General features: G+C 43.9%; 15 protein-coding genes. 11 read left to right on the forward strand and 4 right to left on the reverse strand.

Going from position 1 to position 17,609, the window contains the following annotated elements:
- Positions 1-163: 163 nt before the first annotated feature.
- Together HMPREF1150_RS12280 and HMPREF1150_RS06070 are read left to right on the forward strand one after the other, a co-directional pair.
- Positions 164-364: a hypothetical protein gene (locus tag HMPREF1150_RS12280; protein WP_009659692.1), complete on the forward strand. Its 201-nt coding sequence runs from the start codon at positions 164-166 to the stop codon at positions 362-364.
- 97 nt (positions 365-461) lie between these two features.
- Positions 462-1,133 (forward strand): hypothetical protein, encoded by a 672-nt coding sequence (locus tag HMPREF1150_RS06070; RefSeq protein WP_009659644.1) that lies wholly within the window; start codon positions 462-464, stop codon positions 1,131-1,133.
- 114 nt (positions 1,134-1,247) lie between these two features.
- Here HMPREF1150_RS06070 and HMPREF1150_RS06065 read toward each other — a convergent pair whose 3' ends face one another.
- Entirely contained in the window at positions 1,248-2,120 is an 873-nt protein-coding gene (locus HMPREF1150_RS06065) for an AraC family transcriptional regulator (RefSeq protein WP_009659756.1), read from the reverse strand.
- A 105-nt stretch (positions 2,121-2,225) separates the two neighbouring features.
- On the opposite strand from HMPREF1150_RS06065, the gene HMPREF1150_RS06060 reads away from it, so the two are divergent.
- Together HMPREF1150_RS06060 and HMPREF1150_RS06055 are read left to right on the forward strand one after the other, a co-directional pair.
- Positions 2,226-3,671, forward strand: coding sequence for a glycoside hydrolase family 1 protein (locus tag HMPREF1150_RS06060; protein ID WP_269624797.1), 1,446 nt, complete (start codon positions 2,226-2,228; stop codon positions 3,669-3,671).
- A 269-nt stretch (positions 3,672-3,940) separates the two neighbouring features.
- Positions 3,941-6,070, forward strand: coding sequence for a transglutaminase domain-containing protein (locus tag HMPREF1150_RS06055; RefSeq protein ID WP_009659631.1), 2,130 nt, complete (start codon positions 3,941-3,943; stop codon positions 6,068-6,070).
- Positions 6,071-6,176: 106 nt separating this feature from the next.
- Here the strand turns inward: HMPREF1150_RS06055 and HMPREF1150_RS06050 are convergent, their stop codons facing one another.
- The 3 genes from HMPREF1150_RS06050 to HMPREF1150_RS06040 form a co-directional block, all read right to left on the reverse strand.
- Positions 6,177-7,901, reverse strand: a complete 1,725-nt coding sequence (locus HMPREF1150_RS06050; RefSeq protein ID WP_009659701.1) for an ABC transporter permease/substrate binding protein — start codon at positions 7,899-7,901, stop codon at positions 6,177-6,179.
- A gap of 14 nt (positions 7,902-7,915) precedes the next feature.
- Complete coding sequence (locus tag HMPREF1150_RS06045; protein WP_009659753.1) at positions 7,916-9,106, reverse strand: glycine betaine/L-proline ABC transporter ATP-binding protein; 1,191 nt, start codon at positions 9,104-9,106, stop codon at positions 7,916-7,918.
- A gap of 246 nt (positions 9,107-9,352) precedes the next feature.
- On the reverse strand, positions 9,353-9,994 hold the full coding sequence (locus HMPREF1150_RS06040) for a GntR family transcriptional regulator (protein WP_009659818.1): 642 nt from the start codon (positions 9,992-9,994) through the stop codon (positions 9,353-9,355).
- A 184-nt stretch (positions 9,995-10,178) separates the two neighbouring features.
- On the opposite strand from HMPREF1150_RS06040, the gene HMPREF1150_RS06035 reads away from it, so the two are divergent.
- The 7 genes from HMPREF1150_RS06035 (at position 10,179) to HMPREF1150_RS06005 (ending at position 17,461) form a co-directional block, all read left to right on the forward strand.
- Positions 10,179-11,036: a Cof-type HAD-IIB family hydrolase gene (locus tag HMPREF1150_RS06035; protein ID WP_032905434.1), complete on the forward strand. Its 858-nt coding sequence runs from the start codon at positions 10,179-10,181 to the stop codon at positions 11,034-11,036.
- Positions 11,036-11,668, forward strand: a complete 633-nt coding sequence (locus HMPREF1150_RS06030) for an SGNH/GDSL hydrolase family protein (RefSeq protein WP_002903338.1) — start codon at positions 11,036-11,038, stop codon at positions 11,666-11,668. Before HMPREF1150_RS06035 ends, HMPREF1150_RS06030 begins: the two co-directional genes overlap by 1 nt.
- Before the next feature lie 145 nt (positions 11,669-11,813).
- Positions 11,814-12,209: a CopY/TcrY family copper transport repressor gene (locus HMPREF1150_RS06025; RefSeq protein WP_002903337.1), complete on the forward strand. Its 396-nt coding sequence runs from the start codon at positions 11,814-11,816 to the stop codon at positions 12,207-12,209.
- An 18-nt stretch (positions 12,210-12,227) separates the two neighbouring features.
- Positions 12,228-12,599 (forward strand): cupredoxin domain-containing protein, encoded by a 372-nt coding sequence (locus HMPREF1150_RS06020; RefSeq protein WP_002901455.1) that lies wholly within the window; start codon positions 12,228-12,230, stop codon positions 12,597-12,599.
- A 10-nt stretch (positions 12,600-12,609) separates the two neighbouring features.
- A complete protein-coding gene (locus HMPREF1150_RS06015) occupies positions 12,610-14,832 on the forward strand; it encodes a heavy metal translocating P-type ATPase (RefSeq protein WP_009659770.1) in 2,223 nt (740 codons plus the stop codon).
- A 351-nt stretch (positions 14,833-15,183) separates the two neighbouring features.
- A complete protein-coding gene (gene spxB, locus HMPREF1150_RS06010) occupies positions 15,184-16,959 on the forward strand; it encodes a pyruvate oxidase (RefSeq protein ID WP_002919671.1) in 1,776 nt (591 codons plus the stop codon).
- A gap of 154 nt (positions 16,960-17,113) precedes the next feature.
- On the forward strand, positions 17,114-17,461 hold the full coding sequence (locus HMPREF1150_RS06005) for a VOC family protein (RefSeq protein ID WP_002896549.1): 348 nt from the start codon (positions 17,114-17,116) through the stop codon (positions 17,459-17,461).
- The last annotated feature ends 148 nt before the right edge of the window (positions 17,462-17,609 follow it).

Consider the following 17,609-nt stretch of genomic DNA (forward strand, 5'->3'; position numbering starts at 1 on the left):
CCAGATTGGATTTTCCAATCTGGTTTTTGCTGTTTTAAAATTGAGGACTTTGTTATAATTAAAAAGGATTATAGAACTGTTAATGAATGAAACTGACAGCTTTCGAGCTCATCTATCATTTTGATTTATTTTATTAGAAAGAAAATGAAATGCATCTTGGTTTGTGGCTGCTTTTGTATGTTATACCCATGTTTATCTTGTTTTTGTTGCTAGTGTGCTCCCTGGTCTTGCTGGTTTTCTGCCTGTTTTTGCGGAGAAATTTCTTCAAGGAAAAGCAGGGGCGCTATTTGCTGCTAGCTATCTTTTTGCTGGGGCTTTTTATTCTTCTGGTGAACTTGCTAGTATAGAAACGATGAGGTCGTAAGGAGAACAATCCAAATGAAATGATTGGATGATGGGAACTAACTTTATCCTTGTTTGTTGAAGTTAAATATTGATTGAAAATTAAAGAAAGGCGAAATATGAACTTTTTTGAACAACTTTTTCTTTTAATAGACTTTTTAATTCACTTTTTACCGCTCTTGTTTATCTTTGTTGTTTTTATAGTTTCATGGATAGTTTATATCTGTATAAAGAAACCTTTCTACAAAAGCATTTATGGGAAAGTGATTAGTCTACTCTTTTTGGGAACCTTGATTTGGAATCTGGTTTATTTTGGCGAAGAAGATCATGGCGGCTCTTACCAATTAGTAAAATTAAAACCAGGCGAAGCTGTTTATGTAAAGATTAAAAAGCCTTATCTTGACCTAATAAAGGGTTCAGGAGTCAGTGTTTTAAAATTTAAAGATAAAACAGATGGGAAAATTAGAATTTATGATTCTTATTTGAGAGAGCAGATAGATGAAAATGAGTATATCTATGATGCAGAAAAAAAGTCTGTTCACTACTATAATGAAAAGGATGGGGGGATAACAATCCCAAACGAACAGGCTTTATCCGATTTAGGTGTTGAGTTTAACGAAAGCTATAGCATTGATGTCAACTTTACCCAAAATAGAGCGTTTGTTTTTAGTGTAAGCGACAGTGATCAAGATATCACTGTCCAAAACGAATCAGATAAACCCATATCTTTTTATGTCAAAGCCTATCACAGAGTCTATGGCTCAGAAGGTAGGGACCGAGATATAGAATAATATCTTACAAAACACGTTGCTATTTCTGTCTTTCTTTGAAATCAGCATAAAAAACGAATACCCTCAACTTATTTTGATTAGCAGGTATTCGTTTTTTATTTTCTATTTAGAGCTTCATTTCTTCCGATACTGGCTTGGTGTCATTTGGTAGTATTTTTTAAACTGGCGGTTGAAGTTGGACAGATTATTAAAGCCTGCTTGGCTGGAGATTTCCAGCACAGAGAGATTAGAGTGCTGCAGGAGTTCGGCTGCCTTGCGCAGGCGGAATTGGATCAGGTACTCAATGCAGGAAACGCCCAGATGCTTCTTGAAGAAGTTCATGAAATGGGTGGAGCTGTAGCCACAAATGCCAGCCAGTTGGTCAATATTCAGGTCTTCTTGGTAGTGGGCATTGATGTAGTCGATGATGGAGCGAATTTTTTCTTCCTTGCGATAGCCTTCTGGTGATAGGTCTTTGGAAATGACATAGCCATTCTCAAAGAGCAGGTAGAAGAGCTGGTTGAGCTGTGCTTTGAGCTGAAACTCGTAGTAAGATTTACGGAAATAGCCTGTTTCCATAGCTGCTAAGAGGCATTGGCGAATCTCCGCATAGGCTGTATCATTGGGCTTGATAACATGAGTCAAGTCTAGCTGACCATTGTAGAGGGGCTGCAAGTAGTTGATGCTGGCTTGATCCATGGCAGAGTAGCCCATCAGATCCAGATGGAAATTAATAGCGTCCATATAATGGCGCTCGTCGTTGATGGGGTGAATGGAGTGCAGGGCATTGGGGCGAATCAGGATAATATCACCTTTTTCGCTGTTAAAGTAGTCGTCGTCAATATGAAATTGTGCTTTTCCTTCGTGGACATAAATCATTTCAACATCGGTATGCCAGTGGAAAAGAATATCTGGATGACCATTCTCAGTGATGGTGCGGGTCAGAGAATAAGGGGTTCCTTGGTTTTTAAAAACGGTATTTTTATGTAGTTGGCCTAAATCAATCATGGGGACACTCTTTCATAGAATAGTACAATTTATTAAGATAATTGTGTTAGAAAATATGTTTGACAACTATTATAATATAAATATAAAAAAAACGAAAGTGAGAAAATGCAAATGGGTAAATTTCCGCAGAATTTCCTCTGGGGCGGTGCAACTGCAGCCAACCAGTATGAAGGCGCCTATAATCTAGATGGAAAAGGCCTGTCTGTTCAGGATGTGACTCCAAAAGGCGGAGTGCCAGCCAAGCCAGGTGATTGCAATCCTTTGATTACCGAGGGGCCGACAGCAGATAATCTCAAGCTAGAAGGGATTGATTTCTACCATCGTTATAAGGAGGACATTGCCCTCTTTGCGGAGATGGGTTTCAAGGTTTACCGGACTTCCATTGCCTGGTCTCGGATTTTCCCAAATGGGGACGAGCTAGAGCCCAATGAAGCTGGTCTGCAATTCTATGACAATCTTTTTGATGAACTGGCTAAATATGGCATTGAGCCGCTGATTACCCTGTCTCACTATGAAACGCCCCTGCATTTAGCGCGTCAGTACAATGGCTGGGCAAACCGTGATTTGATTGGCTTCTACGAGCGTTATGTCCGCACGGTTTTTACCCGCTATAAGGACAAGGTCAAGTATTGGCTGACCTTTAATGAAATCAACTCTGTTCTCCATGCGCCTTTTATGAGCGGTGGCATTGCCACGCCATCTGAAGAACTATCCAAGCAGGACCTCTATCAAGCGGTCCATCATGAGCTGGTGGCGTCTGCCTTAGCAACGAAGATTGGTCATGAGATCAATCCTGATTTTAAGATTGGCTGTATGGTTCTCGCCATGCCGGCCTATCCTATGACACCTAAGCCTGAAGATGTGCTGGCAGCTCGGGAATTTGAAAATCAAAACTACCTCTTCTCTGATATCCATGCGCGTGGAAAATATCCAGCCTATATCAATCGTTTCTTCAAGGAGAATGGGATTGAGATTCAGTTTGCGCCGGGAGACAAAGAGCTTTTGGCTGAAAATACTGTAGACTTTATTTCCTTCTCCTACTATATGAGTGTAGTTGCGGCCCATGATCCGGAAAATTATTCTTCCGGCCGAGGCAATCTTCTAGGTGGCATCCTAAATCCTCATCTGGCTAGCTCAGAATGGGGTTGGCAGATTGACCCAGTCGGCCTGCGCTTGGTGTTAAATAGCTTTTATGACCGCTATCAGCTCCCTCTCTTCATCGTGGAAAATGGTCTCGGTGCCAAGGATGTCTTGGTGGATGGTCCAAATGGCCCAACGGTTGAAGATGACTACCGTATTGATTATCTCAAACAGCATTTGCAACAGGTAGGAGAAGCGCTGGAAGATGGCGTAGAACTGCTAGGTTACACAACTTGGGGTTGTATTGACCTAGTCTCAGCCAGCACAGCAGAACTCAGCAAGCGCTACGGCTTTATCTATGTTGACCGCAACGATGACGGTAGCGGAACTCTAGCCCGCTACAAGAAAAAATCTTTTGATTGGTACAAAGAAGTCATTGCGACGAATGGAGACAGTCTTTATCAGGATTGAATGACTTAAACAAAATGGCTCCTTATAAAATAAACCAAGTCCTATCTGGCTTGGTTTTTTCTATTTTTTAAAATGGGAATTGGCTGAATCCTCTTGATTTTAAAAGCAAGATGAGAAAAGGCAGTGTTTCGAGGGAATCTGTCTCTATAAAAAAATAAGAATTTATTCGCAAAATTGCAGATATTTGAATCCGTTTACAAAAAAACAAAGACACCTCAAATAAAATATGGTATAATATATTAAGAATATTTACTTCAGGAGGGGAAATCATGAGTAGGAAAATCCGTTTCATTTCTCTGCTTACTCTGTTGATTTGTTTTCTGATGGGCTGCAGTCTTTTTCAAAAGAACGGTGGAGGTCCGGGAGAGCAAGGCAGCCAATTTTCGGAAAGTGTTCGTAAGCTGAGAGAAAAATACAGCAAAAATACTCCTTATGATGTCCAAGAAAAGGTCATTCAGATCAAGGAAAATGAGCCTATTACATTTCCGACAGAGGTACAAAAGCCTAACGATTTTGAGACACTGCCACATGAAGGACAGACCGAGTTGATTTCTTCCTTTGAAATTTATGGGGACAGCAACTTACGAGCTATTTTAGGGGGTGACTTTAAGATGAATGATAAGCGGCAGATAGTGATTGAGCCAGCTTATCATTTCTCTGCGACTAGAGTGGAGCCAAATGGAGAGCATACGGAATATGGTCTAGCCAAGCAAGGTGAGAGCTGGGGTGTTTTTGATACGCTCTATTTGCTGCAACGGGATGATGAGCGCACAGGTAAAAAACTTAAAAAGCCAAAACTTTGGATCGTTAAGATAGATAAGAAAGGGCGTGACAAGCTAGCTCTGAAAACTAAGAGCAGCCTGCTCGGAGATGGTCGCTTGCAGCTGGAATGGACCGAAGTATCGGGAGCGGACTCTTATTCCATTATAAAAAGAGAGTATGTGACCATGCCTGGCAGTGATACGAAGACAGGTCTTTACAACTATAAAGAGGTCGATCGGGTCACTTCGACAGTCTATCGGACAGATTTGCCTACCCACTATGATAGCCGCAACGGAGACCGTTCTGGTGATGATCCAATTCTTGCCAGACAACGGTTGCTGCAGGCTTACGACCAGGATTACAGTAAGAAAACGGTTGAGAAAAAGCCTTATGAACTCCTTGTTGTTCCCCTTAAAGACAAAGAAGCTTTAGGAACTATCAGCAATCCTATCTCATCTGATAGCTTTGCGAAACTGATGCCGAATCAAATCGATTTTCGGACTTTTTCTGACCAGGTTTCCGCTCTGCGGCAGAAAGGAAATATTCCTGAAGAAGCACCGCTGCAGATGATGGATGGCCAGATTCAGAACTTTCCAATTGTCTATGAAAAAATCGAAAAAGAAGGCCGGGATGTCAGATGTCTGGTCTCTATCAAGGGCATGCCTACTGTCAAAACGGACTTTTTCATTGAACAGGCCAGTGTCGAAGAAGTGCAGCCTGTTGTAGATAGGCATAACGAAAAGGTCAATAAAGAGGAAAGCAAGTCTGGTGTTTCAGAGAAATATATCAGCGTAGAGCAGGCTGACTTGGATCTCAAGGGTAAAACAGTCGTTCATGATGTTAGTGATATTGAGGAAAGAGTGGCAGCCAGAAGTGCAGCGCAGGAATATTTTGCCAAGGCTCTTCTGTCAGATGCTGAATATGTTGATTACAGTGAGTTTCCGGAGCTGAGTGAAGGAGATGTCAGTGAATTGCTTCACGATGTTTTAGAGCAAAATCCAGTGATTCAGCAGGGAGTAGTTCCTGCCATTGATGCTAAGCAACATGTGGTAAGTTTTAAATATGATGCTGATGAAACAGCCAAATATAAGAAGGCCAGAAAAAAAGTCAAAGAGATTGTTAAAGACATCATCAAAGATCAGATGAGCGACCGAGAAAAGATTGAGGCAATTAATCAGTATATGATTGAGCATATTAGCTATGATAAGGCTGCTTACCAAGGCTTTTTGAATTACAAAACATCTATTGAGAATAAAGAATCAGAAGAGGCTATTTCAAAAGCGTTTAAGGATATGCAAGACGGTATTCGCAAGTATGAATCTAGTTTTGATATTACTGGTCCGCTATTTGAGGGTAAGGGAGTCTGTCAAGCTTATGCTGTAACCTTCCAGGCTCTTGCTCAGGAAGCTGGTCTCGAAACCATGTATGTGAGTGGAAATACAGATGATTTTGACCCGCATGCTTGGAACTTCGCAAAAGTAGATGGTCAGTGGCTGGCTTTAGATGTTACCTGGAATGACTCTGACGGAGACAGCAATAAAACAGAAAATGAATACTTGCTATTGGCCATGGATAATCCACTCTACGCACAGAGCCACTATGCCTTTGACAGATACGAAGATGCTATTAAAGAATGATGATCCAAATAGAAGCAATCTTTAAAAGATGCCTAAGTCTTGTAAGGCAAGGAAGAAGCCAATCAAAAACCCTGAGATAACAGTATCTCAGGGTTTTTCTATGCTTTTATTTCTTCCAACTTTCGACTTCTTTCTGGTGGTTTTTGATCCACTCTTTGGCTGCGGCTTCTGGTGAGCTGCCTTCGTTAATCTTAAGCATGACTTCTTCCATGTCCTTTTGGGTCCAGTTGAAGTTATCTAGGACCTTATTGACTTCTGGTAAGTCCTTGTCTAGATTTTTCCGAGTCATAGTGTGGATAGCTTCCTTGCCGCCCATGGTTCCCTTAGGATCCTTGAGGTATTTGAGGTCGTATTTGGAGAACATCCAGTGAGGTGACCAGCCGGTTACGATGATATCTTCTTTATTCTTAATAGCCTGATCCAGAGCAGTGGTCATGGCTCCTGTTGAGGAAGAAGAAAGATTCCAGCCACTGAGATTGCTGTATTCTTGCATAGTCTTCTCAGTCGCGGTCATGATACCAGCGCCGGGTTCAATACCTGTGATGGTTTTCTTGGATTGGTCTGACAGGTCTTCGATAGAGTCAGCATCCATATAGCTTGGTACGACTAGCCCTGTCTTAACGCCCTCAAGGTTTGGTCCCAAGTCCACTAGCTTGTCCTTGTACTCCTCATAGAGAGCAGCATGGGTGGTCGGCAACCAGGCGGAAACCATGGCATCGGCTTCGCCATTGGCAACGGACTTCCACATAACGGCATTGTCCAGCGGTGTGATGGTGACATCGTAGCCCATTTCTTTGAGAGCTTCCGCTACGACATTGGTTGAGGCAACTTCGGAGTCCCATTCAACATAGGCAAGGTTGACTTTTTCTTTTTTGCTCTGCTGAAGCTTGGTAACTTGATTTCCGACAAAGGCTGTCAAGATGACAGCAGCCAGAGCAGACCAGAGCATAATCTTCTTGCGTTTTTCCTTGGCAGTGACCGGTGATTTTTTAGCCAGAGGCTGGTTGAGCTTCTGGGTCAGGCGGTCGATGATAATGGCCAGGATAACCAGAGATACCCCATTGACAAAGCCGGAACCGATGTCGGCATGCTGCAGGGCTGAGAGAACGCCGCGGCCCAGTCCTGGCGCCCCAATCATAGAGGCAGTAACGACCATAGACAGAGCTAACATGATGGTCTGATTAACCCCAGCTAGGATGGTATTTTTAGCCAGAGGCAGCTCGACTTTGAAGAGTTTCTGCTTGCCAGTGCCCCCGAAGGAGTCTGACGCTTCAATCAGCTCGGTCGGAATCTGACGAATGGCTAGATTGGTAAAGCGGACAGTCGGTGGCAGGGCAAAGATGACGGAGGCAAAGACCCCAGGCACCATACCGATACCGAAGAAGGCCACGGCCGGTATCAGGTAGACAAAGGCCGGCATGGTCTGCATAAAGTCCAGCAAGGGCTTGATAACTGCTTCGACACGGTTGCTCTTAGCCATCCAAATCCCCAGTGGGATACCGATGATAATGGAAATGGCACTGGAGATGATAACCAAGGTCACAGTGTTCATAAGATTTTCCCAGAGGCCTTGGTTGTAAACAAAGAGCAAGCCTAGGAAGGTGAGCAGGGGCAGCCCCAGCTTACGCTTGGAAATCAAATAGGTAAAGATAGTAATGACTGCGATAAAGAGCAGGGGCGGAATGAAGAGCAGGGTGTCTGTCATTCCATTCATGATGGCGTTTCCGATAGCCTGAAGGACTGAGAAAAGCCCAGAGAAGGTATCAGTTACCCAGTTAGTAAAGGCCTCAACCCATTGAGAAACGGGGATTGGCTGTTGTAAAATATTCAAAATGCGAACCTCCCTTATTCTTCAGATTCAGTAGTATTGGCCAAGGCTTCTATGACTCGACCTTTGATAATAACGCCGACTAACTTGTCCTTATCATCTACAACGGCCAGAGGTGCTGGTGAATCGTAGATCAGCGGGAAAATATCAGTAATCAGGGTTTCCTGAGTGACCTTGCGGACGTTCTTATCAATGACTTCAGCCAGTGATTGATGCTGCTTGCGGGCATCGCGGGCGGCTTCGGCAGTCAGACTGCCCTTGAGGTGCCGCTTCCTATCCACAGCCAGCAGCATACTGACCTCTTCTTTTTTCATGCGATTAAGGGCCACGGTTGGTCCGTCGATGTCAATGTTGGTGGTCAGTGGCGTTGTCATGATATTCTGGGCAGTCAAGACCTTGGAGCGATCCACATCCTCAACGAACTCTCGAACGAAGTCGTTGGCTGGATTGGTCAGGATTTCCTCACCGGTGCCAATCTGCATAATCTGACCGTCAGCCATAATAGCAATACGGTCACCGATACGCAGGGCCTCATTGAGATCGTGCGTGATAAAGATAATGGTACGCTCATGCTCTGCCTGCAGATCCAGCAGCTCATCCTGCATTTCGCGGCGTATAAGGGGATCTAGAGCTGAGAAGGCCTCGTCCATGAGCAGAATATCAGGATTGTTGGCCAAAGCTCGAGCTAAGCCAACCCGCTGCTGCATCCCGCCGGAGAGCTGATCGGGGTATTGGTCCTTGAAAGAGAGGAGACCGGCATTGTCTAGAGCTTGTTCAGCTAGGCGCGTGCGCTCTTCCTTATCAACACCTCGAACTTCCAGACCGAACTCAGTATTTTCCAGAATGGTCCGATGCGGAAAGAGGCCGAAGTTCTGGAAGACCATATTGAGCTTGTGGCGGCGAACGTCACGCAGCTCCTCTTCGTTCATCTTGGCCACATCCTGGCCGTCGATATAAATGTCGCCTGATGTTGGGTCAATCAATCGGTTGAGCAGGCGGATAAGGGTAGACTTCCCACTACCGGACAGTCCCATGATGACAAAAATTTCTCCGGTCTGAACCTCAAAGTTTACATCGTAAACTCCGACAGTAGCACCGGTTTTTTCTAAAATTTCCGTCTTGCTTTTGGCTTGCTGCACCATTTCTAGTGCCTGCTTTTGCCTTTTTCCGAAAATTTTAGTCAAATGTTTTACTTCTAGTTTATTCAACGTATTTCTCCTTTTACATAAGTGACTACATGTTTATTTTGATAAGTTGTCACTTAAAAGACCATCACAGTATAACATCGTGTGGTCACTTTGTCAAACCCAAAAGACCGTCAGACCGGCATTTTTCGACTATTATAAAAAAGGAGGATGATTTTCTAGAATATTTCTGAAAGTCGCAAAAAGTTTGTCAGACAGCGGATTCGCCTGTCTATTCTGTTTTTTGACAAAGAAAAAACAAGCGCTGTTTCACTTGTTTGTTTCAATTTCATTAAAAAATAAATTATGCATCAAACCGACTGATAATTCGTTGCCAACAAAATAGATGGTATTGCCGGCTTCCAGCTTGGTATAAGGACCAGGCGAGATTAGGAGTTGATCTCCCTGCTGGACTGCGACAATGGTAGCGCCAGTCGAGTGCCAGATATTGAGTTCATTGATAGATTTTCCTAGGTTGATGGCGTCTGCTGAGAGCTGGAGCTCGTAGGGATTGAAAGGGAAGCGCTGCTGGACATCTTTAGTTCGGCTGAGAAGCTGGTTAAGGAGCTGGGAAAAGTTTGAAAATTCTTCCTCTTGGCGCTGGATGCTCTGGTGGAGCTTGCTTTTGAGGTCCTGCAGAGAGTTGACATCTTTATAGGTCTCGAGAAACTGCTGAGCTTTTTCCTTGGAGGAAATGAATGCCCCGCTGCCATGGCGGACTTCCATGATTTCCAGATCTACCAGCACATTGATAGCCTTGCGGGCTGTCTCAGGAGAGACATTGAAGTTGCTGGCTAGGGTAGAGCGGGCATAGATTTTGCTGCCGATGGGATATTTGCCGTCAACGATTCGCTCAGCAATAGCGACGGCAATCTGCTGGTAGCGTGGGAATGCGACTTCTTTTTTGCTCATGAGGACCTCCAATTTTACGACAGGAATATAGCTATGATTATAATATAAAACTGGAAGATTGAAAAGTGCCCTTTGTAAAATCGACCGTCTTAACCGCCTCTTCATGCCTTTCTTTTTACTTTTTTAAGTAGTATAATATGTCTAAAAGTTAGAGGTTTTCTGGAAAAGGGGCGGTCCAAATTGGATGATAAAGATAGGAATGGATAAAAAGATGACTGTAAAGATGATAGCGACAGATATGGATGGAACCTTGCTGGACGGACAGGGACAGCTGGATTTGCCGCGTCTGACCACTATTTTAGATGAGCTGGAGAAGAGAGACATTCGCTTTGTGGTGGCTACTGGCAATGAAATTCCACGGATGCGACTGCTATTGGGAGATTTGGTAGAACGAATGACCTTGGTAGTCGCCAACGGAGCGAGGATTTTTGAAAAGAATCAGCTAAGCATGAGCAGTTTCTGGGAACCTGGATTGATTAGGGATGCGTTGGCTTATTTTTCTGGTCGTGAAAGGGAGCTTCAGCTGGTTGTGACCTCCGAAAGAGGCGGCTTTGTCCAGGAGGGTACAGAGTTTCCCTTGATTGAAAAAGTTATGACTAAGGAAATGGCCCAGCTTTTTCACAAGCGGATGAACTTTGTGCCTAGTCTTCAGGATTATCCCTTTGACAAGGTCTTGAAAATGAGTATGATGGTAGAAGAGGCTGCAGCAGCAGAGCATGCTCGTTTGATTAATCAGCATTTTGCAGGCCGATTGAGCGCTGTTCCCAGTGGTTATGGAGCCATTGACATCCTCCAAGATGGGATGCACAAGGCCTGGGGCTTGCAGCAACTGATGGCTAAGTGGCAGATTCAAAGCTCGGAAATCATGGCTTTTGGCGATAGTGAAAATGACATAGAAATGCTTGAATTAGCTGGTATTTCTTACGCTATGGAGAATGGGGATGAGCGGGTCAAAAAGGTAGCAGATTACCTAGCGCCGGCCAATACAAAAGCCGGTGTTCTACAGGTGATTGAGCAATACTTAGAAGAGGAAAAAGAATAATGACAGTACAATTACTAGAAGAATGGCTTCTCAAGGAGCAGGCAAAATTGCAGCAAAACTACAGAGAACTCAATCAACTCTCCGTCAAGGATCCAGACATCATCTTTATCGGAGACTCCATTGTGGAATACTATCCTCTCTATGAGCTCCTGCAGACGGATAAAAGGCTGGTCAACCGCGGCATTCGGGGCTATAAGACTGATTTGCTTTTAGAAAATCTGGATGCCCATCTCTTTGGGCAGGCTTTGGATAAGGTCTTTATCCTGATAGGTACCAATGACATTGGCAAGGAGATGCCTCAGACAGAAACGCTGTCCAATTTGGAAGCCGTTATTCAGGAGATTTCTCGTGACTATCCTCTGGCTCAGCTCCAGTTGCTGTCGGTCCTGCCGGTCAATGAAGATCCAGCCTACAAGAGCACGGTCTATGTCCGCAGCAATGAAAAGATTCAGGCCCTCAATCAGGCCTATCGCCAGCTGGCTAACGCCTACATGAATGTCCAATTTATTGATCTCTACGATGCTTTTCTGGACGAGAAAGGCCAGCTGCGCCCAGACTACACAACTGACGGCCTCCATCTGACCATTGCTGGCTATGCAGCCCTGTCCAAGGCTTTGCAGGAGACGTTATAGAGATAAAAATAGGGAGCGAAAAAAGCCCAACCAGACAAATCTTCAAAGGAAGATTTTTTTTAAAAACTTTTGGTTGACAAATGTAAATCTTAGAGATAAAATAGTATCATAAGATTTACAAATGTAGATTTTGAAAGGAGAAGCTATGCAAATTTCCAATGCGGAATGGCGCATCATGAAGATTATCTGGATGGAAGGCAAGCAGACCAGCACGGATTTGATCGCCGTCTTGTCCGAGCGCTTTGACTGGTCGAAGTCGACGGTCAAGACTCTCTTGACCCGCTTGGTGGAGAAAGGATGTTTGACTAGAGAAAAATCAGGCAAAGCCTTTGTTTACTCGGCTTTGTTGAAGCAGGACCAGAGTTTAGACTTGGTCGTTGAGGATGTGAAAGACAAGGTTTGCTCCAAAAGGATTGTCCAGGTGCTTGAAAACTTGATTCAGGAGAGTGACTTTACGCTTGCAGATCTTAATCAGCTGCAGCAGGTCCTGGAAGAAAAGAAAGCAGAGGCTGTCGAAACAGTCCCTTGCAATTGTATGTAATAGAAAGAAGGAAATTCCATGTTTGGATTGTTGATTAGTATTGTTTGTTTACTTGTGGTTGCTTTTATTGCTTGGTGGTTCTTTGCAGAGCATGAAAAGGTAAGCGGCCACGCTCGTCAGAAATCAGGTTATCAAGAAATTGAAGTCGAAGTCATGGGGGGCTATTCGCCTGAAACCATTGTCCTGAAAAAGAATGTTCCAGCCCGGATCATCTTTAATCGCAAGGATCCATCTTCATGTCTGGCTCAAGTGATCTTTCCAGATTTTGGCGTTCATGAAGATTTGCCTTTAGGTGAAAAACATGTCATTGAAATTACGCCAGAAAAAGCGGGCGAATATGGGTATTCATGTGGAATGAACATGATGCATGGTCACATGATTGTGGAATAAAGGAGTAGGTATGGTAGAAAAACAAAAAGCAGTTGTGGAAAACGGAGTGCAAAAGATCCGTATTACAGCAGAAAAAGGCTATAGTCCAAAGGAATTTCAACTTCAAAAAGGGATCCCTGCTGAAATCACCTTTCATCGGGTCAATCCTTCCGGCTGTTACAAGGAAATTTTGTTTGAAGATCAGGGGATTTTAGAGCCTTTGGAAGTCGGTGTGGATAAGGTGATATCCTTTACTCCGACAGAAACAGGGGACTTCGAGTTTTCATGTGGAATGAAGATGCAAAAGGGTTCCTACACGGTTGTGGAAAAACGCCGTCGTGTCTTAAGTTTACGGGGTCGCTTTTGGATTACTAGTATCTTTACTCTTCCCTTATTGATCTTGATGATCGGGATGATGGCAGGATTTGTATCCCATCCAGTCAGTCGCTGGGGGACTTTTCTAGCGACAACGCCGATCATGTTGGTAGCAGGAGTTCCTTTTATCAAGAGTGCCTGGGCCTCATTTAAGAAGCACCATTCCAATATGGATACCTTGGTAGCTCTTGGAACCCTGGTAGCCTATGTCTATAGTGTATTTGCCCTTTTTACTGGTCAGCCAGTATACTTTGAGGCTGCGGGTTTTATCATCTTCTTTGTCCTCTTAGGGCAAATCTTTGAAGAACGGATGCGTAACAATGCCTCCGAGGCTGTGGAAAAGTTGTTGGATTTGCAGGCAAAAACGGCTCAAGTTCTCCGTGATGGGAACTATGTCGAGGTGGCGGCAGAAGATATCCAAATTGATGACTTGATTCGGGTCCGTCCTGGGGAAAAGATCGCGGTTGATGGGACGATTGTAGAAGGAAGTACGACCATTGATGAGTCGATGGTGACAGGTGAAAGCTTGCCTGTGGAAAAATCAGTTGGTGATGCAGTTATCGGCTCCACTATCAACAGCAATGGGACCATTCTCTTTAAGGCTGAAAAAGTCGGTAGTGAGACCCTCTTATCTCAAATTGTGGACTTTGTCAAAATGGCCCAATCCAGTCGTGCTCCTATTCAAGATTTGACGGATAAGATTTCAGGTATCTTTGTTCCAGTGGTGACGATTTTGGCCATTGCGACTTTCTGGGTTTGGTCCGTGCTTTTGGGCGCGTCGCTTCAAGAGGCCATGCTCTATGCAGTCTCTGTCCTCATTATTGCCTGTCCTTGTGCCCTTGGTTTAGCAACCCCAACAGCCCTGATGGTCGGAACCGGCCGTAGTGCCAAGATGGGCGTTCTGATTAAAAATGGAACAGTTCTTCAAGAAGTGCAAAAGATTCAAACCGTTGTGTTTGATAAGACAGGGACTATTACCATTGGCCAACCACTTGTAACCGATGTTGTAGGAGATGAAGCGCGTGTCTTGACACTGGCTGCTAGTCTTGAAACTTTTTCAGAACATCCACTAGCCCAAGCGGTGTTATCCCAAGCAGAAGAAAAAGGTTTGGTGTTATCCCCTGTGGAAAACTTCCAAGCGATTGAAGGAAAAGGGGTCCAAGGTCAGATCGACCAGCAGTTGGTGACCTTGGGAAATGGCAAACTTCATGACGGGACAGCGATGGATCCGGAGCTTGAAAAACGGATGGTAGAGTTGCAAGAGCAGGCCAAAACAGTGATCAGTTTGTCTGTGGATGGGCAAGTGATTGGCTTGATTGCCATTCAAGATGCTCCGAAGGCCAGCTCAAAAGAAGCGATCAAAAAGCTCAAAGAACGGGGCTTGAAAACGGTCATGTTAACGGGGGATAATGAACGGGTGGCACAAGCTATTGCTAAGCAAGTGGGAATTGACACCGTCATTGCTGATGTCCTTCCTCAAGAAAAAGCTAGCGCCATCCAAAAACTGCAAGAAGCTAGCAAGGTCGCCTTTGTTGGAGATGGGATCAATGATGCTCCAGCTCTCTCGATCGCGGATGTGGGGATCGCTATGGGATCTGGAACGGATATTGCGATCGAGTCCGGTGGCATCGTGCTCACGCAAAATGATTTACTTGGCGTTGTGCGCGCCTTTGACATGAGTCAAAAGACCTTCCGCAGGATCTTACTCAATCTCTTCTGGGCCTCTATCTACAATATCCTTGGGCTTCCAATTGCTGCTGGAGTCTTTGTAGGACTGGGATTGACCCTCAATCCAGAACTAGCAGGTCTTGCTATGGCCCTTAGTTCTTTGTCTGTTTTGACTAGCTCGCTGCTTCTCAATGTTGAGAAAATTGATTAAATGAAATAAAAAGTGATACAGAATTTTGTATCGCTTTTTGTTTGATTTCCTACAGCTACAAGTCTTAGAGGTGCATGCAAACTATAATAAAATATCCTATTTTACTATAGTTTGTGAAATTTTCTCAAAAAAAGAGCATCTGTTATGTAATAGGGATTGAGCATCTCTGAGCAGATTCTTATATATGTGAATCTCTTTGTGATAAATTAATACTGTAATCGTTTTGTAAATCGTTTTCATGAGAAATGTCAGAAAAAACTCATTTTCAAAACGAAACCTGATCGCAAAGATGGAGTAGAAGCGCTATGCTACATTTTTAAAGGATCAAAATAGATTTAAAGGAGAGTTAGAATGACTCAAGGAAAAATTACTGCATCTGCAGCAATGCTCAACGTATTGAAAACATGGGGCGTAGACACTATCTACGGTATCCCATCAGGAACACTCAGCTCATTGATGGACGCTTTGGCTGAAGACAAAGATATCCGTTTCTTGCAAGTTCGCCACGAAGAAACTGGTGCTCTTGCTGCGGTGATGCAAGCTAAATTCGGCGGCTCAATCGGGGTTGCAGTTGGTTCAGGTGGTCCTGGTGCGACTCACTTGATTAACGGTGTTTATGATGCAGCTATGGATAACACTCCATTCCTTGCTATCCTTGGATCACGTCCAGTCAACGAACTCAACATGGATGCCTTCCAAGAGCTCAACCAAAACCCAATGTACAACGGTATCGCTGTCTACAACAAACGTGTCGCTTACGCTGAGCAATTGCCAAAAGTAATTGACGAAGCTTGCCGTGCTGCTGTTTCTAAAAAAGGTCCTGCCGTTGTTGAAATTCCAGTAAACTTCGGTTTCCAAGAAATCGACGAAAACTCATACTACGGATCAGGTTCTTACGAGCGTTCATTCATTGCTCCTGCCTTGAACGAAACTGAAATTGACAAAGCAGTTGAAATCTTGAACAAGGCTGAGCGCCCTGTTATCTACGCTGGATTTGGTGGTGTTAAAGCTGGTGAAGTGATTACTGAATTGTCACGTAAAATCAAAGCACCAATCATCACAACTGGTAAAAACTTTGAAGCTTTCGAATGGAACTATGAAGGTTTGACAGGTTCTGCTTACCGTGTTGGTTGGAAACCAGCCAACGAAGTAGTCTTTGAAGCAGACACCGTTCTTTTCCTTGGGTCAAACTTCCCATTTGCTGAAGTGTACGAAGCCTTCAAGAACACTGAAAAATTCATCCAAGTGGATATTGACCCTTACAAACTTGGTAAACGCCATGCCCTTGACGCTTCTATCCTTGGTGATGCAGGTCAAGCAGCTAAAGCGATTCTTGACAAAGTAAACCCAGTTGAATCTACTCCATGGTGGCGTGCAAACGTTAAGAACAACCAAAACTGGCGTGATTACATGAACAAACTCGAAGGTAAAACTGAGGGTGAGTTGCAGTTGTACCAAGTTTACAATGCAGTTAACAAATACGCTGACCAAGACGCTATCTACTCAATTGACGTAGGTAACACAACTCAAACATCTACTCGTCACCTTCACATGACACCTAAGAACATGTGGCGTACATCTCCACTCTTTGCGACAATGGGGATCGCCCTTCCTGGTGGTATCGCTGCTAAGAAAGACAATCCAGATCGCCAAGTATGGAACATCATGGGTGATGGTGCATTCAACATGTGCTATCCAGACGTGATCACAAACGTTCAATACGACCTTCCAGTTATCAACCTTGTCTTCTCAAATGCTGAGTACGGATTCATCAAGAACAAATACGAAGACACCAACAAACACTTGTTTGGTGTAGACTTCACTAACGCTGACTACGCGAAAATTGCTGAAGCTCAAGGAGCTGTTGGATTTACAGTTGACCGTATCGAAGACATCGATGCAGTCGTTGCAGAAGCTGTGAAACTCAACAAAGAAGGCAAGACAGTTGTCATCGATGCCCGCATCACGCAACACCGTCCACTTCCAGTAGAAGTACTTGAACTCGATCCAAAACTTCACTCAGAAGAAGCTATCAAAGCCTTCAAGGAAAAATACGAAGCAGAAGAACTCGTACCATTCCGCCTCTTCTTGGAAGAAGAAGGATTGCAATCACGCGCAATTAAATAATTCCTCTCGCCGAAAATCAAATGTAAACTGTGTCATCTTAACCTTGCCGTACAGCAGTACTGCCTGCGGTTCGATGTCTTGTTTATAACTTGATTTTCTTAGAGCGGAACTTGAAAAGAACGGAGCAATCCGGTCTTTTTATGGAGGATAGTAAATGAATTTAAATCAATTAGATATCATCGTTTCAGATGTTCCTCAAGTCTGTGCTGACTTGGAGCGTATTTTTGATAAAAAGGCAGACTATGTTGACGACAGTTTTGCTCAGTTCACGATTGGCAGTCATTGCCTCATGTTGTCCCAAAATCATTTGATTCCTTTGGAAAATTTCCAGACAGGAATCATTCTTCATATCGAGATTGAGGATGTAGACCAGAATTACCAGCGGTTGAAAGAGCTTGGTGCTGAGATTTTACACGGCCCAGCTGTAACTGATTGGGGTACGGAATCGCTGCTAGTTAAAGGCCCTGCTGGTCTAGTGATTGATTTTTATCGAATGAAATAGGATGCGTAGTCATTTGAAGTTAACCTTAGAGGAAGGAATAGCGAGATTGTGTCTCGACGAACAGAAATGTGATAGTACGGCATGTATAGTAGTAGATAAGGGAATTTGAAATTAGTTTGTACTCGATTAAAAATTATTAAAATGTAGA

This window comes from Streptococcus sp. AS14 (assembly GCF_000286495.1).
GTDB lineage: Bacteria > Bacillota > Bacilli > Lactobacillales > Streptococcaceae > Streptococcus > Streptococcus sanguinis_P.